This is a genomic window from Flagellimonas aquimarina, assembly GCF_003149745.1.
In the GTDB taxonomy this organism is placed as follows: domain Bacteria; phylum Bacteroidota; class Bacteroidia; order Flavobacteriales; family Flavobacteriaceae; genus Flagellimonas; species Flagellimonas aquimarina.
The window spans coordinates 44,779-71,364 of the sequence record NZ_QGEG01000003.1 but is presented as its reverse complement, the minus strand read 5'-3'; the positions used below and the strand labels follow the sequence as shown (position 1 = coordinate 71,364).

Below are 26,586 nucleotides of genomic sequence, written 5' to 3'. Positions count from 1 at the left end.
GTTTTTAATATACGGTATCGGTTTTAGCCCTAACTTACTCTTGTAAGGCGGATTACAATGGTTCGACCTAACATTCAAGTTTAACCAATCACAAATAGTCAACCAACAATGTCAAAAAAGCTTATCGATATTGCCAAGATTTCTACTCTTGAAGAAAAAAAACCAGCGTACGCCTTAGTCAAAAACACCGATTTAGTAATTATAAAACACGAAACAGGTATATCTGTTTTATATGGTCGTTGTCACCATAGAGGAGCGCTTTTAGCAGACGGGCACGTTGAAGGCCAAAACCTTATCTGCGGAGTTCATGGATGGGACTATAGGTATGATACTGGAATAAGTGAGTACAATAATGACGAACAACTTCATAAGTTTCAAGAATATATAGAGGGTGATTCATTACAAGTTGATGAAAATGAAATAGCAGCCTTTGAAGGCGAGCACCCACAACCTTTTGATAGAGAAGCCTATTTAGGAACTTATGCAGACACACATCCTGAAGATACCGAACCTTACACAGGTTATATAAAAGAATTGGCCCAAAACGGGCTTAAGAACCTTGGACATCATGGATTTTCCTCTTCTATGGGGGTGGACAGAAACACTTTGCCCAAATGGAGTGACATCCAATTTTTACCCGCTCAATTGGCAAGCAGACCTCTTTTGGACCATGAAGAAGTTGCAACCAAGGTTGTAATTGGCCCAAAAGCTAACAAACCTTTGGAGTTGGATATACCTCTATTTGTAAGCGACATGAGTTTTGGTGCGCTGTCCCGAGAAGCAAAAATTGCACTTTCTAAAGGAGCTCAGATGGCCGGAACTGGAATCTGCTCCGGAGAGGGGGGGATGCTGCCAGATGAGCAAAAAAATAACTCCAAATATTTTTATGAGCTGGCCTCTGCCCAATTTGGTTTCTCTTGGGATAAATTGGATAATGTACAGGCCTTTCATTTTAAAGGAGGTCAAGGTGCCAAAACAGGAACTGGTGGACATTTACCTGGAAATAAGGTAAGTAAGGAAATAGCTGAGGTAAGAGGATTAAATGAAGGTGAAACAGCAATTAGCCCTGCCACCTTTCCCGATTTTCATGGAGTGAAAGACTTTAAGTCTTTTGCAGAAAAAGTTAGAGAACGTACTGGAGGGATACCAGTAGGGTTTAAAATTGCGGCAAGTCATATTGAGAAAGACATTCAGTTTGCATTGGATGTTGGCGTAGACTATATCATTTTGGACGGCCGTGGAGGTGGAACAGGTTCCGCACCCACAATTCTGAGGGATAATATTAATGTTCCTACAATTCCAGCATTGGCTAGGGCCAGAAAGTATTTGGATAAGGTTGGGGCAACAGAGGTTACCCTTATTATTACAGGGGGATTGCGCATTGCGGAGGACTTTTCCAAAGCTATGATGCTAGGAGCAGATGCCATAGCCGTTTCAAATTCTGCTATTCAGGCCATAGGATGCTTAGGCATGCGCGCTTGTGGCAGCAATAACTGCCCTGTGGGCATTGCCACTCAAAAAGAAAGCCTTAGAAGTAGATTAGTTATTGATGCCTCGGCTAAACAACTGCACAATTTTTTCACGGCTACCAATGATTTAATCAAAGTAGTGGCACGTTCATGTGGTTATGATGACATTTCAAAATTTAATCAGAATGACCTATCAACTTTTAATAAGGACATGCATGATCTCACAGGAATCAACTATGCAGGAGTTCGTTAAATCATTACCCATATGTTTCAGATTTTCACGGGCATAGTTGCTCTTTCGTCTATCCTCAGCTTTATTAATAAGAAAGTGCTGAAGCTGCCAGATACCATTGGTGTAATGCTATTGGCAATTGTGGCTTCGCTATTAATAGGAGCTTTGAATTTTATTGATCATGATACATTTGTAAGTGTTTGTTCAGTAATTGATCAAATAGATTTTAGAACAATTTTGTTCGATTTTCTGCTGAGCTTTTTACTTTTTGCTGGTTCAATACATGTAAACCTCCATAATCTACTTGAAGAAAAAGGTGCAGTTTTAATATATGCCTCTATTGGGGTGTTGATTTCAACTTTTTTAATAGGAACATTGTTTTATTATGTAAGCGGACTTTTTGGAATGAACATCGACTATATCTACTGCCTTGTTTTTGGAGCTCTAATCTCCCCAACGGACCCTATTGCCGTTTTGGCATTGCTTAAAAAGGCAGGAGCACCAAAGGATATGGAGATTAAGATAGTAGGAGAATCTTTGTTCAATGATGGTGTGGGAATTGTAGTTTTCATCTCATTGTTATCCATAGCCACCATGACTGGCGGCCATGGAGTAGAGCCATCGCATATCTTTTTGGAGTTTGCCCAAGAAGCTTTTGGAGGAATTACCTTAGGATTCGTATTGGGGTATATTGGTAAACTTCTTTTGAAAAGAATATATGAATCACCCATAGTAGCAGTGCATATTTCCATCGCTATTGTTATGGGAGGGTATTGGCTCGCTTCTTTAATTCATGTTTCTGGGGCATTGGCCATGGTGGTCATGGGATTAATGATAGGGGATTATCTTCATAAATCTTGCAAAAGCGATCCACTAAAAGAAAACATGAATACCTTTTGGAAGGTTTTGGATGAAATTTTAAATGCTATCTTATTTGTTTTGATAGGACTGGAAATCGTAAGTCTGGATTTTCAAATTGATTATTTAATCGCTGGATTGGTTGCAATTCCAATTGTGCTTTTTTCAAGATATATTTCCGTTTTTATTTCAAACATATTTCTGAAAAAAGGACATCGTAGCAGTAGTAACAAAATAACCATATTGACCTGGGCAGGTCTCCGCGGGGGCATTTCAATAGCGCTGGCCCTAACCTTACCTGAGGGGGAATTCAGGGAGGCATTAATTTTTATTACCTATTGTGTGGTGGTATTCTCGATTATTGTGCAAGGGCTTACAATTGATAAAGTGGTGCTGAAACTGCTTAAAAAATAACTCATTAACTAGAAAAATAACGACGGACTATGGCTTCTTCAAAGAAAACGATTTGGCACAAAGTATTGGATAATAAAAAAGAGCTTCCAGAAGGAAGGGTTAAAACGGTCACAGCCGCTCATAAAGGAATTTGCTTGACCCATTTTGAAGGAAAGTTTTCTGCCTTGGACAACAGGTGTCCACACCAAGGAGGACCATTGGGAGAAGGGTCCATAGAAAATGGAATGCTTCGTTGCCCATGGCATGGCTGGGATTTTCATCCATGTACGGGATTACCTCCAGGGGGATATGACGACGGTATTGAAACTTTTGAAGTGAAGGAGGAAGACGATGCCATTTATGTTGGCGTAGAGGAAGAAGATGTTCATGAGACAACTGTGTCCGATATTATGGCAGAAACCATGGTGAATTGGGGTGTGACCAAGGTTTTTGGAATGGTAGGGCATTCTAACCTAGGTTTTGCCGATGCAATGAAACGGCAAGAGGAGAAAGGAAATCTTAGCTTTTATGGAATACGACATGAAGGGGCTGCCGCATTTGCTGCCTCGGCTTATGGAAAACTAACAGGCAAGCCAGCTGCATGTTTTTCCATTGCAGGCCCAGGGGCTACAAACATGTACACTGGCATGTGGGATGCAAAAGTGGACCGAGCACCACTTTTGGCCTTAACGGGTCAAGTGGCTACGCAAGTGGTCGGAACAGGAAACTTTCAAGAAGTAGATCTGGTAAGAGGCTTTAGTACCGTTGCAGAATTCAATCAACGGGTACAAAGCGATAGTAAGCATGCCGAATTGATGTCTTTAGCGGTCAAAAGCGCCATTTTAAAGAGAGATGTTTCCCATTTGACCTTCCCAGATGAGGTTCAGGAAAGGGCGGCAAAACCCAATGAAAAAGCACAAACACCAGACAAGCGAATAACAGCCATGGAAATTGCCCCTCCCATTGAGGCTGTAAATGATGCTGTTGAATTGATCAAAAAGTCAAAACGTCCTGTCATTGTTATGGGACATGGTGCACGTGCACATAAACAAGCTATTGTAAAGTTCGCGGAGCAGTTAAACGCTGCTGTGGTTACAACGTTTAAGGGTAAAGGATTAATTGCAGATAATCACCGTCTTGGAGGTGGAGTTCTTGGAAGGAGTGGTACTCCAATTGCATCTTGGTTTATGAACGAATCCGATTTGTTGCTCGTCTTTGGAGCTTCATTCTCCAATCATACAGGAATAACACCTAAAAAGCCTATTATTCAGGTTGATTTTGACCCTATGGCACTCAGTAAATTTCATAAGGTTGAAGTTGCCGTTTGGGGAGAAATATCAAGAACACTAAAGATTTTTGAAGACCAACTTAGTGGGCAGCAAAATACCATTGATCAAACTCCTGAAATAGCGGAACGTTGGAAGATTTGGAAGGAAGAAAAAGCAAAACGGCTTTTGGAAACCTCAGATAATGGTATTAGTTCTATTGCCGTTTTTGAAACAATGAACAAATTAACTCCTGAGAATGCAGTTATGTGTGTAGATGTGGGAAATAATGCCTATTCCTTTGGTCGTTATTTTGAGCCTACAGATCAAGATTTTTTAATGTCCGGATATTTAGGGTCCATTGGGTTTGCTTTACCAGCGGCAATTGGCGCTTGGACGGCGGTTGGTAATTCTAGACCAGTAGTTGCTGTTGCCGGTGATGGAGGTCTTTGTCAATATTTGGCAGAAATTACTACATTGGTGAAGTATGACATGCCAATTAAACTTATTGTATTGAACAATCATGAACTTGGCAAAATTTCCAAAGAACAACGTGCAGGTGAATTTGATGTGTGGAAAACCTCTCTTTCCAACCCAAATTTTGCTGAATTTGCACAATCCTGTGGAGCTTGGGGCAAGCGAGTTGAAAATCAAGATGATTTGGAAACTGCAATGGAAGCACTATATAGCGAGAAGGGACCAGCAGTTTTAGAAGTATTGACCGATGTAAACCTGATTTAATATGGAAACGGCAGTAACAGTTTTTTTGACAATTTTAGCGCTTTACTTTGGCGTGGGACTTTTGTTTGGACTGTATTTTATGTTCCTTGGAGCAGCAAAAATAGATTCCATCATGGCGGATAGTAAAAAGAAGGTTCGATTGCTGCTTTTTCCTGGAGTAGTTGCTACATGGCCATTTCTATTGATAAGACTATTCAAACCCAATACTGCAGATTAATGGATGCTAACCTAAGAAAAAGACATAAATACAATTGGTTATTACTTGCAATCATAATGCCTATTTTATTGGTTTTGATTATTAAGGATTTGGATTTCGACCCGCATGAAAATGGCGCTCAAGAAAGTACATCAAGTGCAAGTAATGATATGGTCAATATTGATTTAATACAAACTGCCAATGCCTACATTGTAGAACTAAATGTAAAGTCCCCACTTAAAAGCGCTGCATCAATTGTCTATGCTTTAGATAAAAAAGGCGTGAAGGGTACAAAATTAGGGCAAATAAATGGTGTTGGGTCATATACATTTCCTTCGGAAAAAGAAATCAATGGAATTCTAATACAGGACGTAATTAAGAATCAAGAAATACTAAAACTGGAATTCTAATGGGATTGGATTATAAACTGGTGCTTTGGAACAAGCATAAAAAAGCCTATGATAAAATCATTGCTTTTGGAATGGTTATGTATTTGGTACTTTTTATAGTGCTAACATTGATATTCAATCCAGAAACCATAGCGGAAACCATGATCATAAGAGCATTCGGCTCTCTAGCGGTTATAATGCTTCACATTATTTTGGCCATTGGCCCTTTAAGTAGGTTAAATCCCCAATTTTTGCCCATTTTGTACAATCGAAGGCATTTAGGGGTGAGCATGTTTTTAGCAGCACTGATTCACGGGGTATTTGCTATCATTCATTTCCATACACTGGGAAACGTAAACCCTATCTATTCGGTCTTCACTTCCAATATGGATTATGGTTCTTTGACCAATTTCCCGTTTCAGGTTTTGGGTTTTTTAGCTTTGTTGATATTGTTCTTCATGGCTTCTACAAGTCACGATTTTTTCTTAAAAAACCTTTCTCCGCAGGTGTGGAAAGGGCTTCATATGCTTGTATACATTGCTTATGCACTTATTCTATTGCATGTTTTTTTAGGGGCGTTTCAACAGGAAACTTCCATATTTACAATAGGTATTGTGGTTTTAGGGTTCATTGTTATCACCAGTTTACATTTGGTAGCAGCTTTTAAGGAATCTAAAGTGGATGGATTTAAAGGTGAGAAAGATACCGGAGGTTGGTTAAAAGTGTGCGATATGCATGAAATTCCTGAGGACAGGGCTAAAATATTTACTGTAGGAAAGAAACGCGTGGCGATCTTTAAATACGATGGTAAATTATCGGCAATTCATAATGTCTGTAAACATCAAGGAGGTCCCTTGGGAGAAGGAAAGATTGTGGATGGGTGTATCACCTGCCCTTGGCATGGCTATCAATATCTACCGCACAATGGACAATCTCCTCCGCCTTTTACAGAAAAAGTGGCCACATATGAGTTGCGATTGGATAATGATATCATATACATTAATCCAATTGGGTTGGAAGAAGGGACCGCTGTTGAACCAATACTATGCTAGAACATGGAGAAAAAAGATGAATTTTATATTGGTTATGCAGATACCGTTGGCCAGGAAACGAAAAGTTCCATTAGGCGGTTTGTTCTAACTGCTTTGGGTTTACTCATTGTTGGGGCAGTTTTGTTTGGGTCTTTTCAGAAAGAAGCATCAAATAGCACCTTTGATTTTGATACCCCCACTAAAATATCTGGCACCTACTATGAAGCTCCTTACCCCATGCTGAGGGTGGAACTTACAGAAAATACCTTTAAAGACATTCTTCTCCTTGGTTTCGGAAAGTTTGGCGCAAATGCTTATCTGGATAATATCAAAAAGAGTGAGGTAAATATAAATGGGAAGCATTTGACGATTGAAGGGAATCTAATTTACTACAATGGAAAAACGCTGCTCCAGATTGATGATAGCCACAAAATAGATTTGGATAATTCAAAGAAGAAAAATTTTATACTTCCCCAAGCTATGGGCACTCAAGAGGTTGTTGGGGAAATAGTTGACCCAAAGTGCTATTTTGGGGTAATGAAACCGGGTTATGGCAAAATACATCGTAGTTGTGCCGCCCTTTGTATTTCTGGGGGTATCCCTCCGGTCCTAGTTGCTTCGGAAGCTAATGCCGTTTCTGAATATTTTTTGTTGACCGATTTGAAAGGAAATCCTATCCATAAGGACATAATACCATATATAGGCATACCTTCAAAATTAAAGGGTGAGGTGGAAAAAATGGAAGATTGGTACATTATGCGTATAGATGTTTCAGAAATAGAAAAGTTAGAGAAAGAATCTTCAATTTATTAGAATGAAAAAAATAATAATCGCTCTTTTTTTGATGGCGAGCACCATAACCTTTGCGCAATCCATAGATAACAACACGAAAAAAGGTTTTGCAGCCAATGGTTACGATGTGGTTGCCTATTTTGATGGAACTGCCATTGAAGGTAAAAAAGAGTTGAGCACTGATCATGATGGTATAAAATATAAGTTCTCAAGTGAGGAAAATTTGGATTCTTTCAAGTCCAATCCAACTAAATTTGTTCCCCAATACGGAGGATATTGTGCTTACGCTGTTGCCGTTTCTGGCAAAAAAGTGAGCATCAACCCAGAAACCTTTGAAATTAGAGAAGGGAAGCTCTATCTGTTCTACAATTCAGGAAAAACCAACACTCTGGATCTTTGGACAAAAGAATCCCCAGAAAAACTGCAAGCCAAAGCAGATGAGAACTGGAAAAAAATAAGAAACAAATAACATTTAGGGGATTAGAGCCTCTAAAATCTGCACTAGATTTGTTTTTGGTTGTTAGGTATACGTATTTTAGAGACTATTAAGCAATGTTCAGATAGGCAATGGCATTGCTTTTAAGAGTAGTATGGATAAATTTTCAAAAGTTTGTTTTTCAGGATTGTTGGTTAGTTTTTTAGGGGCCCTACCTTTAGGAACCTTGAACTTGACGGCTTTTGATATTGCTGCTTCGCAAAGTTTAAATTCTGCCATATGGTTTGCCATTGCAGTGGTTTTGGTAGAACTCATCGTTGTAAGACTTACCTTATATGGCAATGAACGCTTGCATTTAGGAGAAAGGTTGTCGTATTATCTGATTCCATTTGGAATAATCCTTCTGTTGTATCTTTCAATTACGAGCTTTTTGGCATCAGCCAATGTCTCTGAAGTAAGCTCAAAGATAAATATGCTTCCACAAATAAATTCGTCATTTTTGCTTGGACTGTTGTTAAGTGCCCTAAACCCTTTGCAAATTCCTTTTTGGATGACATGGAACAAGGTCCTAAGCACCAAAGGTATATTGGACACTTCCAAAGCGTCCTATGCTTTTTATTTATTGGGTATAGGAATAGGGACCATGATAGGTCTTGGTGTTTTCATTTCTGCAGGTAAATATATTTTTACAAACTATGAGAACTATAGTATGTTGACTAACCTCTTAATGGGACTCTTGTACCTTGGATTTTCTTTTTATCTTATGTTCTTATTCGTCAAAAAACGCCTTAAACTCAAAATACAATAACAATTATGTTCAGATCTTCTATAGATACTATTGAGCAATTCAAAGAAATACTTTTACAACTACCTGAAGAATGCTATGCGCAGTCTTGCGAAGTACTTTCCAATGCATCCATTGGTCAACACACAAGACATATTATAGAACTATATCTTTGTCTTATAAATGGATATGAAGGTGGCGATGTGTCCTATGACAGACGTGAGCGAAATCATAAAATTGAGCAAGAACTGCAATTTGCCATTGAGCAATTACAATTGATCCAATCAACTTTGGAACGCCCCAACAAATCAGTAAAAGTAACTTATGAATTGGGTGCTGTTGAAACTTGCTTGGAGTCTAATTATTATAGAGAGGTGATGTATAATTTAGAGCATACCATACATCATCATGCACTTATAAAAGTAGGAATCAAACATTTCTGCACTATGGAACTACCCGAATCTTTTGGAGTTGCTCCTTCAACCTTGCAACATAGAGAGGCATGTGCACAGTAAGCTTTATTTCAAAAAATAACAGTTATTTTATCACTTCAAACCGTGATGAACATATTTCGCGTCCATTGGCATTTGAGCCAAAGGAAGAGATAATAAACACTGTAAAAGTACTTTTCCCCAAAGATCCAAAGGCCGGTGGTACATGGTTTGCCATCAATGAAAATGGAGTTGTTGCAGTAGTATTGAACGGTGCATTCAAAAAACATGAACCTAAGGGGAATTACGCTAAAAGCAGAGGCTTGATTTTGTTGGATGTTATCAGTGCACACAATCCTGAAGCTTTTATTAAGGAGATGGATTTAGACAATATTGAACCCTTTACATTGGTATTATTTGATGCTAATACATTGATTGAGTTTAGGTGGGATGGGAAAGAAAAGCATTTTAAACCACTTGATAAGAACCAAAGTCATATTTGGTCATCAACTACATTATACAATGAAAAGGCTATTGCCAAAAGGACTTCCCTTTTTACCAACTTTATGAGTATGAAATCAGATATGCTAGCTTCGGATATTGTTGACTTTCATTCCAATAACAATGACGACTTCGAGAACGGATTCATCATTGATAGAGACACAGGTCTTAAAACCTTTAGTGTTACCCAAGCAGTGCTAACCAATGAGGAAGCTATCTTAAAGCATTTTGACTTATTAAATGATAAGAAATACATAGTACCTTTTTCCCCAAATCAACTTGTAACAGAATGAAAACTTGGAGATTAAAACTTCATCGACTCACGCATTGGGAATATTGGCCTTTATGGGCAATTTATTATCCTTTATTTCCGGTTTGGTTGTATTTCTCCATTAAAGCACGTTCCTTTTTCTTTTTCAATGCTGCCAACCCATCTATGAAAAATGGCGGAATGGCAATGGAGTCTAAAATGGAAATTTATAATATGATTCCCAATCAATATATTCCCAAGACAGTATTTATTTCTAAACATGAAGCTCCTGAATCGGCTCTGGAAAAGGTTTTGGTTGAAGGAATTAGTTTCCCTTTTATTGCCAAGCCCGATATTGGGATGAAAGCGTTTGGAGTAGATAAGATTCATAATAAAGATGAGTTTAGAGATTATTTTTCAAGGACTCCAGAACATTTTTTAATTCAAGAGTTAATACCCTATACCAATGAAGTTGGAATTTTCTATGTTAGAAAACCTGGAGAAGAAAAAGGGAAGATTACAGGAATAGTTTCCAAACTGTTTTTGTCGGTTGTAGGGAATGGAAAAAGCTCCATTTTGGACCTTATAAAAAAAGACCCAAGAAGCCACTTACAATTGGAAGCCTTAAAAAAGAAGTTTGGCTTTAAACTGAATATGGTATTGGATAAAGACAAGGAGTTTATTTTGGTTCCGTACGGTAGTCATACTAGAGGAGCAAAATTCATTGATGATACCCATAGATTAAATGAAGGGCTCTTGAAGACCATAGACGATATCTGCTCTAAAATAGAAGGGTTTCATTATGGTAGGTTGGACGTACTCCACAGTTCAATAGAAGAACTTTCTAAAGGTAAGAACTTCAGCATTATCGAAATTAATGGAGCAGGAGGGGAGGCCACACATATATATGACCCCAAACATTCTTTGTTTTTTGCTTGGAGAGAAATTACAAGGCATTGGGGCATGCTTAACGATGTAAGTATCACAAACCATAAAAAAGGACATTCTTACCTTAGCTTTAAGGATGGTAGAGCTATGTTGAAGGCCAATGGTGAACTGGAAGCGCAACTAAAAGTGATATAGTAAAGACATGAAAGGTAAAATCGTAAGCTTTCTTTTTTGTGTTTCCATTTTATCATTGTCCTATGCCCAGGATTCGAGTGTATTAAAAAAACGGACTGATCTGGGTGTTTCGCTTCAGGTATATCCTGCGGGGATTATTCCCACTATAAATTTGGAACACTTTCTTAATGAAAATTCGTCATTGCTTTTCCGATTGGGAGTAAATTTTGTTGATCGTCAAGATTTTAGTGATGTCAACCTTACTGAAGAAGGAGAAGGTTTTGGAGGTTCCATTGGTTTTAGAAAGCACTATCCTTCTGGTAAAGGGAAATTTATAGCAGGCTTTAATGTTGATGTTTGGAGCTTGAATATTGATTGGACAGATACTATTGGACCTATTGGTGGTACCATTGCTGGAAGCACATACACTTTGGTAGTGCAACCTTGGTTGGAAGGGGGGTACTTCCTGCCTATTAAGAATACCAAATCTCAAATTGGATTAACCGCTGGGTTTGGACGTGAAATCAATGCAATTACCAGTGGGGATGAGGTGGAACAAGGATTTATAGCCAGCATTTCCCTGCAATATCAATTTTCACTTTAGCGCAATCCATTTATAACTTTTCTTTGAACTGGTCTTGCTTGATTTTTACGGCTCTAAATGAAAATAATGTCAAAAGGATTAGGGCAGTGAGGCAACTTAAGATACCAATAACAGAAAAATAGATTGGGATGTCATCATTCATGGTATGTGTACTCTCATACAGCCCCGCTATAAGTCCTGAAAGCACAAAACAAGCAACAGATACGTAGAGAAAGACCATTGCATAGTTGACCAACTTTAGTTGCGTTAGCTTTCGCCGTAATAAGGCTTCATAATCAACATGGTCTTCAATCAAATTCTTGATTTCAGTACTCAAGGCGCCCAACAGGGTAGAGGTGGACATCAACAAGAGTCCAATACCGGGAACAATTGTAATTGGAACGTACCAACTTTCCATAGTTTAAGACCGGTAAGCTTTAAAAGCTTCCCTGAAAAATTGAACTGCAATCTCATTGCTTACACCCGAAGCAGGCAATATACCACCCTTGAAACCATCGTTTAACCATTTGCCATTGGTCAATGTGTCAAAAGTAGAAGTATCAAGACCATCATGTCCCAAATACCCGCTAATGTAAAAATAATGGTCATCAATCATGGAATCTGGAATGGAAAGTCCCATCCCTACCGATTTTCCTGAACCGTCATTCAATACACAAAACGCTCCAGTATCAAAATGATGTGGCCATATACGAATGTCCGAAGTTAGGTTTTCTACGTCTAGGAATGATTTTAGCGATGTTTGAGCTAACGTTCTTAATAAAATCAACTCTTGTGTGTCCGATTTTTTAAATCGATCATTTGGGCCCATCATGTATGGCATATCATAATGCAGGTCAAATTGATATGGCTTTTCAAATCCCAACGATTTAGAAGTATCGCTTAACCATTTTATGGTTTCTTCATGGGTTTTTCCATCAAGCGCGTAAGATTTATCGGTTTGTGACCATTTCAATGAAAATTGCTCATAGTTTAAACAAAGTTTTGTGCCCTTGTCATCCAAATCCCATGTTTGAAGGCTTTTTTCTTCTATAGAAAACCCTAGATTGGTATGACTGTCATCAGATTTAGCTTCTAAAAAGCTTTTAGCTGCCGTAGCCAAATATTGAGCGGCCAAATGCAATTGTTTGGTCATTTTCGTAGTTTTTGTGTTCCTAACTACTTAAAAGTAGGGATTTTGGAATGTACCTTACGGATAAAGGAGGTTTTTGTAAGGTTAAAGTAAGATTTCTTACTTTATCTTACTCTTAATGGATTGGACAATGATTGGAGCATGGATTCTGGAATTTTCAATAAACCATTTATGCGTTTCCATACCTCCACAGATAACCCCTGCTAGATAAAGTCCCTCAATATTGGATTCCATGGTGTTTGGATCATACTGTGGTAATCGCTTTTCATCCTTGGACAATTGGATGCCTAATTTTTCAAGGAATTCAAAATTGGGCATATAACCGGTAAGTGCCAGTACAAAATCGTTTTCTAGGGTTACAACACCATCTGGAGTGTTAATTTGTATTTCAGTTAAAGAGATTTTCTTTACCGTGGCATTGTAATAGGCTTTAATGCTGCCTTCTTCAATTCTGTTTATAATGTCTGGACGCACCCAATATTTTACGCGCTGCCCTACCTCTGGACCTCGAATGATCAAGGTGACATCGGCACCTTTTCGGTAGCACTCCAAGGCGGCATCAATAGCGGAGTTACTCGCTCCGATTACGGCTAGTTTCTGACTAGCATAAAAATGGGGGTCTTTGTAGTAATGGGAGACTTTGGATAAATCCTCACCTGGAACATTTAAGTTGTTAGGTAAATCGTAAAAACCAGTGGCAACCACAACGTTCTTTGCGGTATATTGTTTTTTATCGGTTGTTACTGAAAAAGAGTCGTTCCTTTTTTTAACACCAGTGACTTTTTCAAACAAATGAATGTTGAGTTGATTAGAGGTAACAATCCTTCTGTAGTACTCCAAAGCTTCATTCCGCTTGGGTTTGGCTTCTTTACTGATAAAAGGGATATCATCAATTTCCAGTTTTTCTGAAGAAGAAAAAAACTGCATATTAATTGGGTAGTTGAAAAGGGAATTGACAATAGGTCCTTTCTCGATAATTAAAAACGAAAGTCCTTGTTTTTTAGCTTCCAGACCACATGCAATTCCAATAGGACCTCCGCCAATTATTACAACATCAAATTCCTGCATTAGGCAATTTGTTCTTTAAGGTTTTTGATGGTTTCTGTTGGGTCTTGACTTTTAAAGACAAAACTGCCCGCTACCAAAACATCGGCACCGGTATTCACCAATTTTTTTGCATTAGTCGCATTTACCCCACCATCAATTTCAATAAGGGCTTTAGAATTTTTTCTTTCAATCAGGTTTTTTAGATCACTCACTTTTTGATAGGTGTTTTCGATGAAAGATTGACCCCCAAAACCTGGGTTTACACTCATCATACAGACCAAATCTATATCTTGGATGGTATCTTCCAATAAACTCACTGAAGTATGTGGATTAAGTGCTACTCCAGCTTTCATTCCCTCACTTTTTATAGCTTGCAATGTTCTATGTAAATGATTGCATGCCTCATAATGAACCGTTAGGTAGTTGGCTCCCAAATCTGCAAACGTTTTAATGTACCTATCTGGGTCAATAATCATTAAGTGAACATCCAAAGGTTTGGTTGCATGTTGGGCAATTGCTTTTATCACGGGCATTCCGTATGAAATATTGGGAACAAAAACACCGTCCATAATATCTAAATGATGCCAATCTGCATCACTTTGGTTTACCATTTCAACATCTCGCTGTAGGTTTCCGAAATCTGCCGCCAAAAGAGAAGGAGCTACTAATTTTGTGTTCATCTGAGCATTATATGGCTACAAAAATAAGCAAATGCTTTTTTAAGTTTAAGCGTCTTTCTTTCATCTGGACCACTAATTCAAAAATGCGCTTTCGGGCAGGATTATGGGGTCACATCTGAGAATTTTTCTACTGCACATTTTACATTGATTGTTTTCTTTTAATTCTTTTAATGCTAATTGTGCTGGGTCTGGTAACGAGTATGCATTTGCTGCATCATAGTCAACTGTGTATCCCATATCCTCAAAAGCCGCGATAGAGAGTTTGCTTATGGGATTGTTGCCGTCATCTATAAACCCGGTCATTAACTCATTGTCGAAAGTTAATTCACGCCAATGTCCATCTCGTGTTCCTGGCCCGCCTGTATTTGCTATGGGAACCGGAACTGACTCCTCATTTCTTGTTAGGGTCTTGTACTCTTGTATGGCATTTGCCCCTGTGAACACAGGATTTTCTGAACCTTCGGCGGAGATTAAGTTCAAAAATTGTGGGGACCAAAGGGTTCCAAAACCTAAAACGTGTCCCATTTCATGAACAATAACATCTAACAGGCTGCTTTCAGCTTCCAACCTGGCTAAATCAGCACTGTCAAAGCGCATGATTCCTGTTGCCGGTAAAAAACTTCCGGCCCTAAGTTGTGTTGGCCCTGCCTGACCAAGAATTCCGGATGTACCATCTATATTGGTGCCTTGGGCATCAATTCTAACGTTATCTATTATATCTCCATTTGCCAGTTGTACCGAAGGTAAATCACCTGAAATAATCTCTTTCCACCTACAAGCGGCGTCGTCAAATATGTTTTGTTGTGATGGGGTCAATCCCCCTAAAAACCGTATCTCTATGGTAAAGCTCATATTTTCCAATTTTAAGGTTCATGTGCTGTTTGATATATGTTTTGAGATTTTTTGAACATATATGACCATGTTGCACATGATATTTACGTTGTAAACTGGTAACCTTGATGTTAATGGAAAGAAGTTGGCATATTCGTATTTTGAAGTGTTACAGCCAATAGGTTACTTTGAGCACCACAGATCTATTTTTGATACCCAAACCAGTTGTGTCGTGGTTTTCGTTATAAATTAGAAACAGATCGGACATAGGGCTATATCGCCATTGCAGACGAGAGAATGCACTAAAATTATCTCCTTGGGAGTTGTATTGGAGGACGTTGCTTAAAAAGAGCTTGTTTGAAAAGCTGATATTTCCATTGAAGCGCATTAAATGGATTTTATTCTCTCCAAAACCTTCTGCCAAGCGAATGTCGTTAAAGTCATAGGTGAGTCCAAAACTTCCCCATGGCCTTAACCTAAAAGAGCCTTGAAGCATTGCTCCCATGCGTGTGCCGTTAAAAAATTGGCCATAGCCAATGTTGGTATTCCAAACAAATGTTTTTCGGCTATCTGCCCTATAGCGTAGATCAAACCTAAAGAATGAGTAATCATCTATTGGGATTGGAGTAAAATCATCTCCAATTAATTCTGTTGGAAACAATAAATCTACTTTTTGATATCTGGCAATTAAATTTAGTCTTGCTGTGTTTTTGTATTCAAAATCATAAGCTACATTATTCTCCACTTCGTTAAAAGAACCATCAGAATTTAGGTAAAGGTTGTTCCATGTGCGAAGACCATGGTAGTTGAGTTTTTTGTTTTCACCCTTGACAAAGGTGATGTACCGAACCCATGGGTTAATAAGCGTGTATCCCAAACGTATGGTTTCTTCGGTTTGAGCATTGTAATTTTCCAATCTGGGATTGATTCCCAATTCTGTGATGTAGTTTTCACCTACCACGTTAAGCAACCACCCTGTTCTAAAACGTTTGGAGATGTAGTTCCCGCTAAGACCATAAAAATGGGTGTCTTTGTAGTTTTGGGGCGTTAATGAGGTGTGGTACATGAATGTATTGTTCAATTTTCCGTTTTCAGAAATGTAACTGAATTCAAGACCTGCATTTCTGGTATAATCCAATTCTTCCGTTTTGCTCGTGGCCTGTCTATTTATGAACAGGCCTTTTATAACAGATCGTTTTAACACTTTTTGTTGAAAAGCACCTACACTATAGTTTTGGGCCGCAAATTCTTCTGTACTTCGGGTCTGAACATTCATAACACCAATTCGTAAGTTTTGGGTTAGATTACCGGTCAACCTTCCACCAAAGTCAATGGGAATGGGTTCCCCCTCCATAATTCCAATTCTTCTTGAGAAGAAAGGTTTAATATCATATGTTCCAAAATTGGAAAAGATATCATTGTTCTCAAGAAAGAAATTGCGTTGTTCGGGTAAAAAGATACTAAAACGAGTTATGTTGGTGACTTGTTGGTCCACATCGGCATTGGAAAAGTCTGGAAATAAAGTGAGATCTAGGTTAAGACTGCTGGTCAGGGCTACTTTTACTTCGCCGCCTATATCGCTTTCCAATTGCGTTTCAGTTTGATTTTCTTCTTCATAGTCTCTAGTTGATGAGGAAGTTACATAAGGATTAAAAATAAAAGTACCCTTTGCCCTCTCTGGACTTTGGTCCCATTCCAAAGATCCCATATAATTCATGCTTACTCCATTAAAATTTACAGGGAACTGGGTCCATGTGGTGTAGGCATTATTTTGTTTATCACCTCTAATAAAATTGATTCCCCAGGTGCGCTGGTTGGCGTTATAACGAAGGGTCTTAAAAGGGATTTCCATTTCGACCAACCAATACCCGTCGTATTGAGAGGTTTTTGAGGCCCATCTGTTATCCCAATTTTCAGACATCCATGTTTGGGAACCTTCTATTGTAAGACTGCCTTCAAGCTCTGCTCCACCAGCGGTAACCCCAAACATAAATCCGCTCTGTTTGGTATTTACTGGGTCAATTGCCACAGAAAAGTTATCACTTCCCCAGTAGTCACTATCATTGTCCCTTACAAGCGATTGTATAATTCGTTCACCTTTGTCATAACATTTGGCTAAAATGTAAAGGTTGTTGTCATCATAGGTGATTTTTACTTCCGTTTGGTTTTGGGCCTGCCCCTCATCATTAGGCCAGTGATTGTAGAAATTTGTTGTAACGTCATGTGCTTCCCACTCATTTTCCTGAGCAATGCCATCTAGTTGTATGGGAACGATGGTTTTTTGGATGGTATATTTAAAAAGTGATCTAGTATCGCTACCTCCATTTTGAGCAAAACTAATTAAGGAAATGAGCAAGAAGCATGATGACCAAACAATTTTCATAAACTGTCCGTTTTTTGATGATACTCAAATAACACAGTCTTTAGAATGATTATCAAATGCTTTTTGAGAATGCCATTTCTAAGCGGGTAAATGACGTTAAGAGGTAGTTTGGCGCCGAAACCCTGTATAATATTGTCGAAAATGTATAGAGCAATGCATTGGGGGGCGATTTAAGGAATGCTTAACAACATTTGCTCTAAATGGGAGCCCCCTTTTATCTTGAACGGTCTTGAAGTATTGTCAATGCCTGAGATCTATAATTTCTGCCAATGGGTAACTCCTTTCCATTAACTTCAACCATAATACTGTTGAAGGCAGTCACTTTTTCTACAGAAACAATAAAGGACCTATGAATTCTAATGAATTGTTTTGATGGTAATTTTTCTGCTAAGTAACCAATACGTTGTGTAGTTGTTACTGCCTGATTTGCATTATGAATAATGACTTTGTCGTTTAAGCTTTCCAAATAAAGGATGTTGGACAAATCCAGCTTCACCACTTTTCTTTGAGCTTTTATGTAGAGTAGGTCGGACTCAGTTTCTGTTTGATTGTTTTTTGTGTTTTCTTGGATTTGCGCCTCATGTTGAAGGGTAGGGGGATTACCTGTTAGATATTTGTTTGCTTTAGCAACAGTTTTCATAAAACGACCTAAAGAAATTGGCTTTAAAAGGTAGTCTATTGCATCAAGTTCAAAAGCCTTTATAGCGAATTCCCTGTAAGCGGTAGTAAATACGACCAAAGGACTTGGATTAAGGGATTCAAGAAGCTCCAATCCGTTGATTTTAGGCATTTTAATATCTAAAAAAACAAGATCAATATTTTCCTTTTGTATATGCCCAAAGGCCTCAACTGCGTTGGTACATACAGCGACCACTTCTAATTGTTCAATTTGATCGGCGTAGTTTTCCAATACGTTTCTTGCCAGAGGCTCGTCATCAACTATAATACATTTTATTTTTTTACCCATGCATTAAATATGTATTCCACTTAAATCAATTTCTAGTTTTACTAAAAAACTGTCGGGCTCTTCTAAAACTTTTAATTGGTGTTTTTCAGGAAAAAATAAATCCAATCTACGTTTTACGTTTTTAAGGCCAATATTTTTATCGCTATCTAAACTTTCCTCATTTTCTATGGAAGCTTTGCTATTTTCCACCATGAACTGTAATTGTTGGTTCTCCAGTTTAAGGTTTATGGTGATCCAAGAATCGGCAATCAAAGTATCCGCACCGTGTTTGAATGCATTTTCTACAAAAGGCAACAACAATAAGGGAGGTATTAGGCTTTCCTTGTTATCGTCTTTTATTGTGGTAGATATGGTCAAATGTTCACCATAACGAAGTCTTTCCAGTTCCACCAAATTCATTAATTGTTCCCATTCTTTGTCTACGGTGATCAAGCGATCGTTGCACTCATAGAGCATATAGTCCAAAAACTTAGATAAGCCCAATACGGCATTGGGTGTTTGGGTAGACTTGGCCAAAGAAAGAGAATAGATGCTATTTAGGGTATTAAAGAGGAAATGGGGGTGGATTTGAGCCTTAAGGAACTTAAGCTCGGTTTCTACTTTTTCTTTTTCCAACGCCTTGTTTATCTGGTCTTTTTGATAGTAGAAGCGCTGAAGTTTAATGGCCATGGCCACAAAGACCGGGGTATAGACCCTGAGCAAAGAGTTCAATACTTTTGGGAAGTACCAAACGTGATCTTTCCAATGTCCTTCTTCAAAATAGAACCATCGATATATAAAACGCCAATTCATATACCGATCTATTAATGCCATACTAATTGCCAATAAAAGAGAGAGTAATACATACATCACCATTTTCTTGGGATATAGGTATTTGGGCATTAGGTAATATAAGGTGATGTAGGTGGGAATTAGCTTCCAAGGCAATAAAAACAATAATTGTAGAAACTGATCATAATAATTTCCTTCATAACTGCCCCAAAAGACTGTGTAGAACAGAATATATACCAACCAAAAGAGGATGTGATAGTATATCCTATTTTTTGTGTTCAGTACACTTTCAATCATAGCTATGTTGAATTTTAAGCTATTAGCCGTTTGGTTTTTGAGCTAAAACAAATCTTGGTTATGAAAGTACAAAATAGGAGGAAAATTTAATCAAAACAGCCGTAGACAACAGATTTTTGAAGTTGAATGCTTCTTTCTTTACAGAAATGTAAACTTTTAAATCTGATGTTTTCTTTTGAATTCATTGTATTTTTCTTAACAATAAAAACCCTAATTTTTTTAAGTATTTCCTGTAGTGTAATGTCAGAGCCCCTATGTATATTGCAATATCTTTTTGAGCGGACACGGTTGATAAGTACATCCTCAACTTGTATCAACTTACGCAAAATGAGGTAGTTTAACGGTTATAAACCCTTAAACTTTCTTATTATGAAAAGAGTAGTAATCAAAACCTTATTGTTAATTGGGATAACGGCTATGGCAGTTTCCTGCGAAATCTCCTCCATTGATGAAGAAGAGAAATCAATTGTCTCAGATATTGACATTCTTTCACCCGACAAGAAAGTCAAACCGCCAGGTAGTAACGATTAGTGCATTGGCCTTTATAGGGCTGTTTATGAAATTTGCATACATTTTTTTCTTGAAGGACAACGATGTGACCATTGATTTTAACGGCTATACATCGTTGTCCTCTCTTTTATGGGTATTGGGCAATGAGTTTTCAACAATTACTATAGGGGCCATCATTTGGGTTTCTGCTTCATATCATTCAAAAAATTCACTGTCAAAAAAGGTATTTCGAATTATTTCTGTATTTACCATAGCATCTGGATTCTATTTTGTTTGTTGGACCTTTTTGGATAGCATATTTTTTACAGAAATGGTTGAAATCGTAGGCAGCATTACAATGGCAACAATCGGTACCATTCTGTACATTGGATTTATCTCCTTTCTATCAAAAGAAATAAACAATGTTCGTGAATTAAGAACCACAATTGTTGACTTCTTTGTGGAGCTCAATAATGTCCATATTTGGGGCTTTAGAAAAAATTTCAAAAAGTTGGAATTACTTGATGATTATAATATTGGGCAGAGTTTAAGAAAGCAAATTAATGCAGAATTAAAAATAGAGAGAGAACAAATAATGGAAAACCTTGATAAAAGCCTACAAGAGAAGGCGAGCAAAGTTAGTTTTAAATAAGCTTTTAAGACCTATATCACCTATATCCCTTTTGTCCATATACTATGTTGTAACGTGATTAGTCTTCAATAGATTATCGTAAACCTTGTTTTTGTCTTTTCATAACAGATGACATTCTTTCAGTTGCAATTGAAAACCATTTTGCCCTTAAGTAAGTTTTAGGAAAGTAGCCATTGCCATCTTTTTGCTGAGAGCACCCACACTCATGTTCTTCTCCATGGTATATTCCAACTTGTCCAATGGGTTCTTTTAATAATGACTATTCAATTTATCATCTCTAGAATCTTCAAGCGGCAACAGTTATAGGAAAAATTTTGTGAGTGTTCAGAAACTATTGAATTTCAATTGTCAAATTCCTACATTGCCTACCCTCCCATACTTCAGATTAATGCTGGCAGTCAATTAATCTAAGGAATCTATGACAAAATCAAAATTTTCTATCCCGCACAAGAGCCCCTATGCTGATATTACATCAGTGGTCCATAACAACTTAACATATGAACAAGGTTTTTATTTTTGTAACCTTGGAACAGTGATGATACACTCTCAAGAGCTCAATCAAGGTTTTTGGGCTTTGTTCAGTTACTACCATAACAATCGGTACCATTTCTTGAGCGCCGAGAACAAATTGAAGTTCACTCGCCGAAGCTTGGCGGTATTAGCTGGTAAATTTGCAAGGGACATATATCATTCCGAAAGAAAAAAAGGACAAGGCTTATCTAAATGTTAGGCTATCATTCCAGCTTACCTGATTTAGAACACGAATAGGGTCATGAATAGGGTTTCTCTCTTTTTGTATGAGACTATATTATTGTCTTTTAATCTGGTATTATATGGTAACTTTTTTTCAAAAAAGTGTGTACTTAGTTAGTAATGCATGCTTAAAAACCGTGTACTTATATGGTTTTGTCATTGGTCATAAATGAAAAAACTCCGGTAATCAGCCGGAGTTTATTCATCAATCAAAAAACGAACAGTCATGATAAACTGTTGTAGGATTACAAATTACAACTTTCTTGCCAAAAAACAAATTTAAGGTATGTTTAACTGTAATTTGTGCAGATAATCTTAGGATTATCCTAAATATGTCTTTAAAATCTTACTTCTAGAAGTATGTTTTAATCTTCTAATTGCTTTTTCTTTTATTTGGCGAACACGTTCTCTTGTTAAATCAAAAGTTTCACCAATTTCTTCCAAAGTCATGGAATGTTGTCCTGCTAAACCAAAGTACAAACGGATGACATCTGCTTCTCTGGGTGTAAGTGTTTCCAATGCGCGCTCAATCTCTGTACGTAAGGATTCATGCAATAAATCTTTATCTGGGTTTGGAGATTCTCCACTTCGCAATACATCGTACAAATTGGAATCTTCACCGTCAATCAATGGGGCATCCATAGATACGTGACGACCAGAGTTTTTAAGTGATTGCTTAACATCTTCAACGGTCATGTCCAATTCCTTGGCAATTTCTTCTGCAGATGGAATACGCTCATGCGCCTGCTCCAAAAACGCAAAAGTCTTGTTGATTTTGTTAATGGAACCAATTTTATTCAAAGGCAATCGCACAATACGTGATTGTTCTGCCAATGCTTGAAGAATGGATTGACGAATCCACCAAACAGCATATGATATAAATTTAAATCCACGGGTCTCATCAAAACGTTGTGCTGCTTTGATAAGTCCTAGGTTTCCTTCATTTATTAAATCAGGAAGGGTTAATCCTTGGTTTTGGTATTGCTTTGCAACAGAAACCACGAATCTAAGGTTGGCTTTAGTTAATTTTTCTAAGGCTATCTGGTCTCCCGCTTTGATTCGCTGTGCCAATTCTACTTCTTCATCGGCTGTGATCAAATCAACTTTACCGATTTCCTGCAAATATTTGTCTAACGAAGCGGTTTCCCTATTGGTAACCTGTTTTGTAATTTTTAACTGTCTCATTTAATTTCCCTTCAAATTAAGTTTGTGAACCGAAGCTCATTAGGTTATACGTAGGAAAACGCAAAAAGTTACAATTTGACAAAAATTATTTGCACTTTTTATTGAAAACAAAAGGCCCAAGGGTTTCTCCTTGGGCCTTTTTAGTGTATGTTATGCTAACTAATTGTTAGTCCCTTCTGGGTTTTCTATCTCTGTCACCGCCTCTGCGATCTCCACCTCTACGGTCACCACCTCTGCGATCTCCTCTATCATTTCTAGGAGGGCGTTCAACATAGCCTTCAGGTTTTGGAAGCAAAGCTTTTCTGGAAACCTTTTCTTTTCTGGTTCTTGGGTCAAGACCAAAATATTTTACATCAAAGACATCTCCCATGTTTACCACATCAGAAACATTTTCGGTGCGCTCCCATGCCAATTCAGACACATGAAGCAATACTTCATTGCCTGGAGCTTCAACGTATTCAACAACGGCACCAAAATCCAACATTTTGATAACTTTTACTTCATAAACGCTACCAACTTCTGGTTTGAACATCAATGCGTCAATTTTTGCGATTACGGCATCAATACCTTCTTGGCCAGTACCTAGGATTTCAACAATACCTTCTTCTGTATCTGGATCTTCATTGATGACAATGGTGGTATTGGTTTCTTTCTGTAATTCTTGAATCACTTTTCCGCCAGAACCAATAACTGCCCCAATATATTCTCCAGGGATAACTTTGGTGACAATCTTTGGTGCGTAAGACTTAACATCTGTTCTTGGCGCATCAATAGTGTCCGTTAACTTTTCAAGGATATGTAATCTACCATCCTTGGCCTGCATTAGGGCTTTAACCAAAATTTCGTAAGAAAGTCCCTTTACTTTTATGTCCATCTGGCAAGCAGTGATACCATCTGCTGTACCCGTTACTTTAAAATCCATATCTCCTAAGTGATCTTCATCACCTAAAATATCAGAAAGAACAGCGTATTTTCCTGAATCAGCATCAGAAATTAATCCCATTGCTATACCAGAAACCGGCTTTTTCAATTGAATACCGGCATCCATTAATGCCATGGTACCTGAACAAACAGTTGCCATCGAAGAAGATCCATTAGATTCCAATACTTCAGATACAACTCTTACTGTATATGGGCAATCTTCGGGAATCATTCCTTTTAATGCACGTTGCGCCAAGTTTCCATGACCTACCTCTCTACGTGACGTTCCACGAATTGGGCGTGCTTCTCCAGTAGAAAAAGGAGGGAAGTTATAATGCAGATAGAAGGTTTCTTCGCCTTCATAGGATGGCATATCTATCTGATTGGCCTCTCTTGAAGTACCTAAAGTTACTGTAGCCAATGCTTGGGTTTCACCTCTTGTAAAGATTGATGAACCGTGAACAGATGGTAAATAGTCAATCTCACACCAAATTGGTCTTATTTCATCGGTTTTTCTACCGTCTAACCTTAGACCATCGTTTAGGGTTAAGTCTCTTACCGCAGCCTTTTCTGCTTTGTAGAAGTATTTTGATACCAAATCGCTAAAATCTTCCAATTCTTCTTCAGAAAATGTTGCTTTTACTTCCTCTTTAATAGCATCAAAAGCAGCACTGCGCTCATGTTTTGCAGAACCTGCTTTAGCTACAGCATAGACCTTGTCATAAGCTAGGTCATGTACTTTTTTGGCTAAATCTTCATCTTCTCTTTCTGGTTCATACTCTCGTACTTCTTTCTTGCCAAAGGCTTCAGCCAGTTTTATTTGTGCAGCACACTGTACTTTAATAGCTTCGTGAGCAAATTTAATGGCTTCGGTCATTTCTTCCTCAGAAATCTCCTTCATCTCGCCTTCTACCATCATAACGGAATCAGCGGAGGCACCGATCATCATGTCAATGTCAGATTCTTTTAACTGTTCTCTAGTTGGGTTGATGATGAATTCACCGTTAATGCGACCAACTCTAGCTTCTGAAATAGCACATTCAAAAGGAAAATCTGAAAGTTGAATTGCAGCGGAAGCGGCAAGACCTGCCATTGCATCAGGCATTACATTTTCGTCATGAGACATCAATTGAATCATCACTTGTGTTTCAGCGTGATAGTCTTTTGGGAATAATGGTCGTAAAACCCTATCAACCAAACGCATTGTCAAAACCTCACCATCGCTAGGGCGGGCCTCACGTTTGAAGAAACCGCCAGGGTAACGCCCAGCAGCTGCAAATTTTTCGCGATAATCTACCGTAAGAGGTAAAAAATCTACATCACTTTGTTTGTAATTTGAGACAACTGTACATAATAGCATACACTTGCCAGATTGGACAACAACAGAACCATGGGCCTGTTTTGCCAATTTTCCGGTTTCAATAGAGATTTCTCTACCGTCACCAAGGTCAATGACCTCTTTAAAAGTTTTTGGAATCATAAAAAATATCTTACCCGTTATAATTTTACGGGTCGTTAAACATTTGGTCTACCGCCATCCGGACGGTCGGGTTGTGTTGTTGTTGTGTGTGCCTGTGGCACTGACCAATGAAAAACTGTAGGCAGCTTTTTGTGTTTGTCCCAATCTATAAAATCCGGACCATTAAACTACTAAAACAAGTTTAGTAAAATAAAAGGGGAAGCCAAAGCCTCCCCTTTTGTGTTTATTTTCTAATATTTAGTTCCTTAATTAAGGAACGGTACTTTTCAATATCTTTTTTCTTTAGGTAATCTAAAAGACTACGTCTCTTACCTACCAACTTAACCAAAGAACGCTCTGTGTTGTAATCTTTATGGTTCTTTTTTAAGTGTTGTGTTAAATGGTTAATACGGTGTGTGAACAATGCAACTTGACCTTCCGTAGAACCTGTGTTCCCTTCAGAACCGCCGTGTTTCTTAAAAATCTCGGCTTTCACTTCTTTTGTTAAATACATTCCAATATTTATTTAAATGATTTTTATGTATAAGATTGTCTTTCAATCAGCGTGCAAAGATAAGCTCTTTTTTTAGAATGTAAAATTTTTGATTACTGATTAAACCTTTTGTTTTTCCAATGGTCATAGAGGCAAACCATAAAATTTAATCATTATGAAAAAGAATCTTGAACAAATGAACTTGGTAAGAGTAAGTTCAATGCTTGTTGCAATGTTGCTTTTAACAGTAGTTTCATGCAGTAAAGAAGAGAATGCCGCGGAAGAGTTATCCAGTGAAGAGGTGATTTCTTCGACAGAATTACAATTCAGTGATGAGGCTGAGATGATTTCTGAAGAAGTTACCACTATTGCTGAAGATGTATATGCCGCGGACGAAATTACATTTATGTCCAAGTTTGATTATGTCTCTGATTACTTGCCGGATTGTGTAACGATTACGACTGTAGTTACGGACACTACAAGGGAAAAGACAATTGATTTTGGTGAAGGCTGCGAACTTCCCAATGGTAATGTGTTAAGTGGAATAATTCAGTTGAGTTACACAAAGGATATGGAGATAGCATCTAAATCCATTGCACTGACTTTGGAAAACTTCACTTTTAATGCTGTTGCTGTTGAAGGTTCTGCGGATATTCTTAGGGTTCGCTCCAATGAAAATGGTAACCCACAAGGCACAGCAAATGCATCTTTCACCGCTACTTGGCCAGAAGGAGATACAGCTTCGTTTGAGGGGACTAGAACAAGGGAATGGATAGAAGGTTATGGCTCAGGGTTTTGGGGAGATAATGTTTTTCTAATTACTGGGAAGAGAACTTATGTAGGTATATTGGGCAATGTTTTTGTAAAAGAGGTGATTACACCATTGCGAAGAGAAATGTCCTGTAGATTTATTGTAAGTGGAGTGTTGGAAATCTCAAGAAATGACAATACAGCAAGTTTGGATTTTGGAGATGGTAGTTGTGATGCAAAAGGAATTTTAACACAACCTGATGGAACTGAGAAAGAAGTGTTTTTAAGGCGTTTTTTGAAATAAATAACTTGGAAAAAGAAAAAGCCTGCAATTGCAGGCTTTTT

At 38.0% G+C, this 26,586-nt stretch carries 27 protein-coding genes; 16 read left to right on the top strand and 11 right to left on the bottom strand.

From position 1 onward, the window contains the following. Positions 1-108 precede the first annotated feature (108 nt). The 13 genes from DKG77_RS13525 (at position 109) to DKG77_RS13465 (ending at position 11,434) form a co-directional block, all read left to right on the top strand. Positions 109-1,722, top strand: a complete 1,614-nt coding sequence (locus DKG77_RS13525) for a glutamate synthase-related protein (protein WP_109663979.1) — start codon at positions 109-111, stop codon at positions 1,720-1,722. A gap of 12 nt (positions 1,723-1,734) precedes the next feature. Further along, the gene (locus DKG77_RS13520) at positions 1,735-2,973 is read left to right on the top strand and encodes a cation:proton antiporter (RefSeq protein WP_109663976.1); all 1,239 of its coding nucleotides are present in this window, start codon (positions 1,735-1,737) and stop codon (positions 2,971-2,973) included. Between the two features lie 29 nt (positions 2,974-3,002). Beyond that, complete coding sequence (locus DKG77_RS13515) at positions 3,003-4,958, top strand: thiamine pyrophosphate-binding protein (RefSeq protein ID WP_109663974.1); 1,956 nt, start codon at positions 3,003-3,005, stop codon at positions 4,956-4,958. A gap of 1 nt (position 4,959) precedes the next feature. Continuing rightward, positions 4,960-5,175 (top strand): hypothetical protein, encoded by a 216-nt coding sequence (locus DKG77_RS13510; RefSeq protein WP_109663971.1) that lies wholly within the window; start codon positions 4,960-4,962, stop codon positions 5,173-5,175. After that, positions 5,175-5,564: a hypothetical protein gene (locus tag DKG77_RS13505; protein ID WP_109663969.1), complete on the top strand. Its 390-nt coding sequence runs from the start codon at positions 5,175-5,177 to the stop codon at positions 5,562-5,564. The genes DKG77_RS13510 and DKG77_RS13505 overlap by 1 nt, the downstream gene beginning before the upstream one ends. Further along, a complete protein-coding gene (locus DKG77_RS13500; RefSeq protein ID WP_109663966.1) occupies positions 5,564-6,595 on the top strand; it encodes a Rieske 2Fe-2S domain-containing protein in 1,032 nt (343 codons plus the stop codon). The genes DKG77_RS13505 and DKG77_RS13500 overlap by 1 nt, the downstream gene beginning before the upstream one ends. 3 nt (positions 6,596-6,598) lie before the next feature. Next, entirely contained in the window at positions 6,599-7,387 is a 789-nt protein-coding gene (locus DKG77_RS13495) for a hypothetical protein (protein ID WP_109663963.1), read from the top strand. 1 nt (position 7,388) lies between these two features. Further along, positions 7,389-7,835: a YHS domain-containing (seleno)protein gene (locus tag DKG77_RS13490; RefSeq protein WP_109663961.1), complete on the top strand. Its 447-nt coding sequence runs from the start codon at positions 7,389-7,391 to the stop codon at positions 7,833-7,835. Positions 7,836-7,956: 121 nt separating this feature from the next. Continuing rightward, positions 7,957-8,610 carry a LysE family transporter gene (locus DKG77_RS13485; protein WP_109663958.1) on the top strand — a complete coding sequence of 218 codons (654 nt, stop codon included), beginning with the start codon at positions 7,957-7,959 and terminating at the stop codon, positions 8,608-8,610. A 5-nt stretch (positions 8,611-8,615) separates the two neighbouring features. Then, positions 8,616-9,101 carry a hypothetical protein gene (locus DKG77_RS13480; protein ID WP_109663955.1) on the top strand — a complete coding sequence of 162 codons (486 nt, stop codon included), beginning with the start codon at positions 8,616-8,618 and terminating at the stop codon, positions 9,099-9,101. After that, the gene (locus DKG77_RS13475; RefSeq protein ID WP_109663952.1) at positions 9,089-9,811 is read left to right on the top strand and encodes an NRDE family protein; all 723 of its coding nucleotides are present in this window, start codon (positions 9,089-9,091) and stop codon (positions 9,809-9,811) included. The genes DKG77_RS13480 and DKG77_RS13475 overlap by 13 nt, the downstream gene beginning before the upstream one ends. Continuing rightward, positions 9,808-10,851, top strand: a complete 1,044-nt coding sequence (locus DKG77_RS13470; protein WP_109663950.1) for an ATP-grasp domain-containing protein — start codon at positions 9,808-9,810, stop codon at positions 10,849-10,851. The genes DKG77_RS13475 and DKG77_RS13470 overlap by 4 nt, the downstream gene beginning before the upstream one ends. Before the next feature lie 7 nt (positions 10,852-10,858). Continuing rightward, the gene (locus tag DKG77_RS13465) at positions 10,859-11,434 is read left to right on the top strand and encodes a hypothetical protein (RefSeq protein ID WP_133248459.1); all 576 of its coding nucleotides are present in this window, start codon (positions 10,859-10,861) and stop codon (positions 11,432-11,434) included. A 10-nt stretch (positions 11,435-11,444) separates the two neighbouring features. Here the strand turns inward: DKG77_RS13465 and DKG77_RS13460 are convergent, their stop codons facing one another. From DKG77_RS13460 to DKG77_RS13425, 8 genes are all read right to left on the bottom strand, one after another. After that, complete coding sequence (locus DKG77_RS13460) at positions 11,445-11,831, bottom strand: DUF2721 domain-containing protein (RefSeq protein ID WP_109663944.1); 387 nt, start codon at positions 11,829-11,831, stop codon at positions 11,445-11,447. A 3-nt stretch (positions 11,832-11,834) separates the two neighbouring features. Then, positions 11,835-12,566 (bottom strand): hypothetical protein, encoded by a 732-nt coding sequence (locus tag DKG77_RS13455; protein WP_109663941.1) that lies wholly within the window; start codon positions 12,564-12,566, stop codon positions 11,835-11,837. A 96-nt stretch (positions 12,567-12,662) separates the two neighbouring features. Further along, a complete protein-coding gene (locus DKG77_RS13450) occupies positions 12,663-13,631 on the bottom strand; it encodes a YpdA family putative bacillithiol disulfide reductase (protein WP_109663938.1) in 969 nt (322 codons plus the stop codon). Further along, entirely contained in the window at positions 13,631-14,290 is a 660-nt protein-coding gene (rpe, locus tag DKG77_RS13445) for a ribulose-phosphate 3-epimerase (protein WP_109663935.1), read from the bottom strand. The genes DKG77_RS13450 and rpe overlap by 1 nt, the downstream gene beginning before the upstream one ends. A gap of 72 nt (positions 14,291-14,362) precedes the next feature. After that, complete coding sequence (locus tag DKG77_RS13440) at positions 14,363-15,142, bottom strand: leishmanolysin-related zinc metalloendopeptidase (RefSeq protein ID WP_109663932.1); 780 nt, start codon at positions 15,140-15,142, stop codon at positions 14,363-14,365. A gap of 148 nt (positions 15,143-15,290) precedes the next feature. Beyond that, the gene (locus DKG77_RS13435; RefSeq protein ID WP_109663929.1) at positions 15,291-17,504 is read right to left on the bottom strand and encodes a DUF5916 domain-containing protein; all 2,214 of its coding nucleotides are present in this window, start codon (positions 17,502-17,504) and stop codon (positions 15,291-15,293) included. Between the two features lie 214 nt (positions 17,505-17,718). After that, positions 17,719-18,471, bottom strand: a complete 753-nt coding sequence (locus tag DKG77_RS13430; RefSeq protein ID WP_109663927.1) for a LytR/AlgR family response regulator transcription factor — start codon at positions 18,469-18,471, stop codon at positions 17,719-17,721. 3 nt (positions 18,472-18,474) lie between these two features. Beyond that, entirely contained in the window at positions 18,475-19,539 is a 1,065-nt protein-coding gene (locus tag DKG77_RS13425; RefSeq protein WP_109663924.1) for a sensor histidine kinase, read from the bottom strand. Between the two features lie 369 nt (positions 19,540-19,908). On the opposite strand from DKG77_RS13425, the gene DKG77_RS17025 reads away from it, so the two are divergent. After that, positions 19,909-20,070: a hypothetical protein gene (locus tag DKG77_RS17025; RefSeq protein ID WP_165819398.1), complete on the top strand. Its 162-nt coding sequence runs from the start codon at positions 19,909-19,911 to the stop codon at positions 20,068-20,070. Positions 20,071-20,095: 25 nt separating this feature from the next. Continuing rightward, positions 20,096-20,680 carry a hypothetical protein gene (locus tag DKG77_RS13420; protein WP_109663921.1) on the top strand — a complete coding sequence of 195 codons (585 nt, stop codon included), beginning with the start codon at positions 20,096-20,098 and terminating at the stop codon, positions 20,678-20,680. Between the two features lie 1,074 nt (positions 20,681-21,754). Here the strand turns inward: DKG77_RS13420 and DKG77_RS13415 are convergent. The 3 genes from DKG77_RS13415 to rpsO all read right to left on the bottom strand — a co-directional run bounded on the left by DKG77_RS13415 (position 21,755) and on the right by rpsO (position 25,512). Next, positions 21,755-22,618, bottom strand: coding sequence for a sigma-70 family RNA polymerase sigma factor (locus DKG77_RS13415; protein ID WP_055393867.1), 864 nt, complete (start codon positions 22,616-22,618; stop codon positions 21,755-21,757). A gap of 166 nt (positions 22,619-22,784) precedes the next feature. Further along, on the bottom strand, positions 22,785-25,019 hold the full coding sequence (locus DKG77_RS13410; protein ID WP_109663918.1) for a polyribonucleotide nucleotidyltransferase: 2,235 nt from the start codon (positions 25,017-25,019) through the stop codon (positions 22,785-22,787). Positions 25,020-25,242: 223 nt separating this feature from the next. Beyond that, on the bottom strand, positions 25,243-25,512 hold the full coding sequence (rpsO, locus tag DKG77_RS13405) for a 30S ribosomal protein S15 (protein ID WP_109663915.1): 270 nt from the start codon (positions 25,510-25,512) through the stop codon (positions 25,243-25,245). Between the two features lie 154 nt (positions 25,513-25,666). Here rpsO and DKG77_RS13400 point away from each other — a divergent pair, with 154 nt between their 5' ends. Next, positions 25,667-26,545 (top strand): hypothetical protein, encoded by an 879-nt coding sequence (locus DKG77_RS13400; protein ID WP_109663913.1) that lies wholly within the window; start codon positions 25,667-25,669, stop codon positions 26,543-26,545. The last annotated feature ends 41 nt before the right edge of the window (positions 26,546-26,586 follow it).

What these genes read in the sequence shown, in the direction of transcription:
- DKG77_RS13525 (WP_109663979.1), top strand. Translation starts at nt 109, where the DNA reads ATGTCAAAAAAGCTTATCGATATTGCCAAGATTTCTACTCTTGAAGAA.
- DKG77_RS13520 (WP_109663976.1), top strand. Translation starts at nt 1,735, where the DNA reads ATGTTTCAGATTTTCACGGGCATAGTTGCTCTTTCGTCTATCCTCAGC.
- DKG77_RS13515 (WP_109663974.1), top strand. Translation starts at nt 3,003, where the DNA reads ATGGCTTCTTCAAAGAAAACGATTTGGCACAAAGTATTGGATAATAAA.
- DKG77_RS13510 (WP_109663971.1), top strand. Translation starts at nt 4,960, where the DNA reads ATGGAAACGGCAGTAACAGTTTTTTTGACAATTTTAGCGCTTTACTTT.
- DKG77_RS13505 (WP_109663969.1), top strand. Translation starts at nt 5,175, where the DNA reads ATGGATGCTAACCTAAGAAAAAGACATAAATACAATTGGTTATTACTT.
- DKG77_RS13500 (WP_109663966.1), top strand. Translation starts at nt 5,564, where the DNA reads ATGGGATTGGATTATAAACTGGTGCTTTGGAACAAGCATAAAAAAGCC.
- DKG77_RS13495 (WP_109663963.1), top strand. Translation starts at nt 6,599, where the DNA reads ATGGAGAAAAAAGATGAATTTTATATTGGTTATGCAGATACCGTTGGC.
- DKG77_RS13490 (WP_109663961.1), top strand. Translation starts at nt 7,389, where the DNA reads ATGAAAAAAATAATAATCGCTCTTTTTTTGATGGCGAGCACCATAACC.
- DKG77_RS13485 (WP_109663958.1), top strand. Translation starts at nt 7,957, where the DNA reads ATGGATAAATTTTCAAAAGTTTGTTTTTCAGGATTGTTGGTTAGTTTT.
- DKG77_RS13480 (WP_109663955.1), top strand. Translation starts at nt 8,616, where the DNA reads ATGTTCAGATCTTCTATAGATACTATTGAGCAATTCAAAGAAATACTT.
- DKG77_RS13475 (WP_109663952.1), top strand. Translation starts at nt 9,089, where the DNA reads ATGTGCACAGTAAGCTTTATTTCAAAAAATAACAGTTATTTTATCACT.
- DKG77_RS13470 (WP_109663950.1), top strand. Translation starts at nt 9,808, where the DNA reads ATGAAAACTTGGAGATTAAAACTTCATCGACTCACGCATTGGGAATAT.
- DKG77_RS13465 (WP_133248459.1), top strand. Translation starts at nt 10,859, where the DNA reads ATGAAAGGTAAAATCGTAAGCTTTCTTTTTTGTGTTTCCATTTTATCA.
- DKG77_RS13460 (WP_109663944.1), bottom strand. Translation starts at nt 11,831, where the DNA reads ATGGAAAGTTGGTACGTTCCAATTACAATTGTTCCCGGTATTGGACTC.
- DKG77_RS13455 (WP_109663941.1), bottom strand. Translation starts at nt 12,566, where the DNA reads ATGACCAAACAATTGCATTTGGCCGCTCAATATTTGGCTACGGCAGCT.
- DKG77_RS13450 (WP_109663938.1), bottom strand. Translation starts at nt 13,631, where the DNA reads ATGCAGGAATTTGATGTTGTAATAATTGGCGGAGGTCCTATTGGAATT.
- rpe (WP_109663935.1), bottom strand. Translation starts at nt 14,290, where the DNA reads ATGAACACAAAATTAGTAGCTCCTTCTCTTTTGGCGGCAGATTTCGGA.
- DKG77_RS13440 (WP_109663932.1), bottom strand. Translation starts at nt 15,142, where the DNA reads ATGAGCTTTACCATAGAGATACGGTTTTTAGGGGGATTGACCCCATCA.
- DKG77_RS13435 (WP_109663929.1), bottom strand. Translation starts at nt 17,504, where the DNA reads ATGAAAATTGTTTGGTCATCATGCTTCTTGCTCATTTCCTTAATTAGT.
- DKG77_RS13430 (WP_109663927.1), bottom strand. Translation starts at nt 18,471, where the DNA reads ATGGGTAAAAAAATAAAATGTATTATAGTTGATGACGAGCCTCTGGCA.
- DKG77_RS13425 (WP_109663924.1), bottom strand. Translation starts at nt 19,539, where the DNA reads ATGATTGAAAGTGTACTGAACACAAAAAATAGGATATACTATCACATC.
- DKG77_RS17025 (WP_165819398.1), top strand. Translation starts at nt 19,909, where the DNA reads ATGAAAAGAGTAGTAATCAAAACCTTATTGTTAATTGGGATAACGGCT.
- DKG77_RS13420 (WP_109663921.1), top strand. Translation starts at nt 20,096, where the DNA reads ATGAAATTTGCATACATTTTTTTCTTGAAGGACAACGATGTGACCATT.
- DKG77_RS13415 (WP_055393867.1), bottom strand. Translation starts at nt 22,618, where the DNA reads ATGAGACAGTTAAAAATTACAAAACAGGTTACCAATAGGGAAACCGCT.
- DKG77_RS13410 (WP_109663918.1), bottom strand. Translation starts at nt 25,019, where the DNA reads ATGATTCCAAAAACTTTTAAAGAGGTCATTGACCTTGGTGACGGTAGA.
- rpsO (WP_109663915.1), bottom strand. Translation starts at nt 25,512, where the DNA reads ATGTATTTAACAAAAGAAGTGAAAGCCGAGATTTTTAAGAAACACGGC.
- DKG77_RS13400 (WP_109663913.1), top strand. Translation starts at nt 25,667, where the DNA reads ATGAAAAAGAATCTTGAACAAATGAACTTGGTAAGAGTAAGTTCAATG.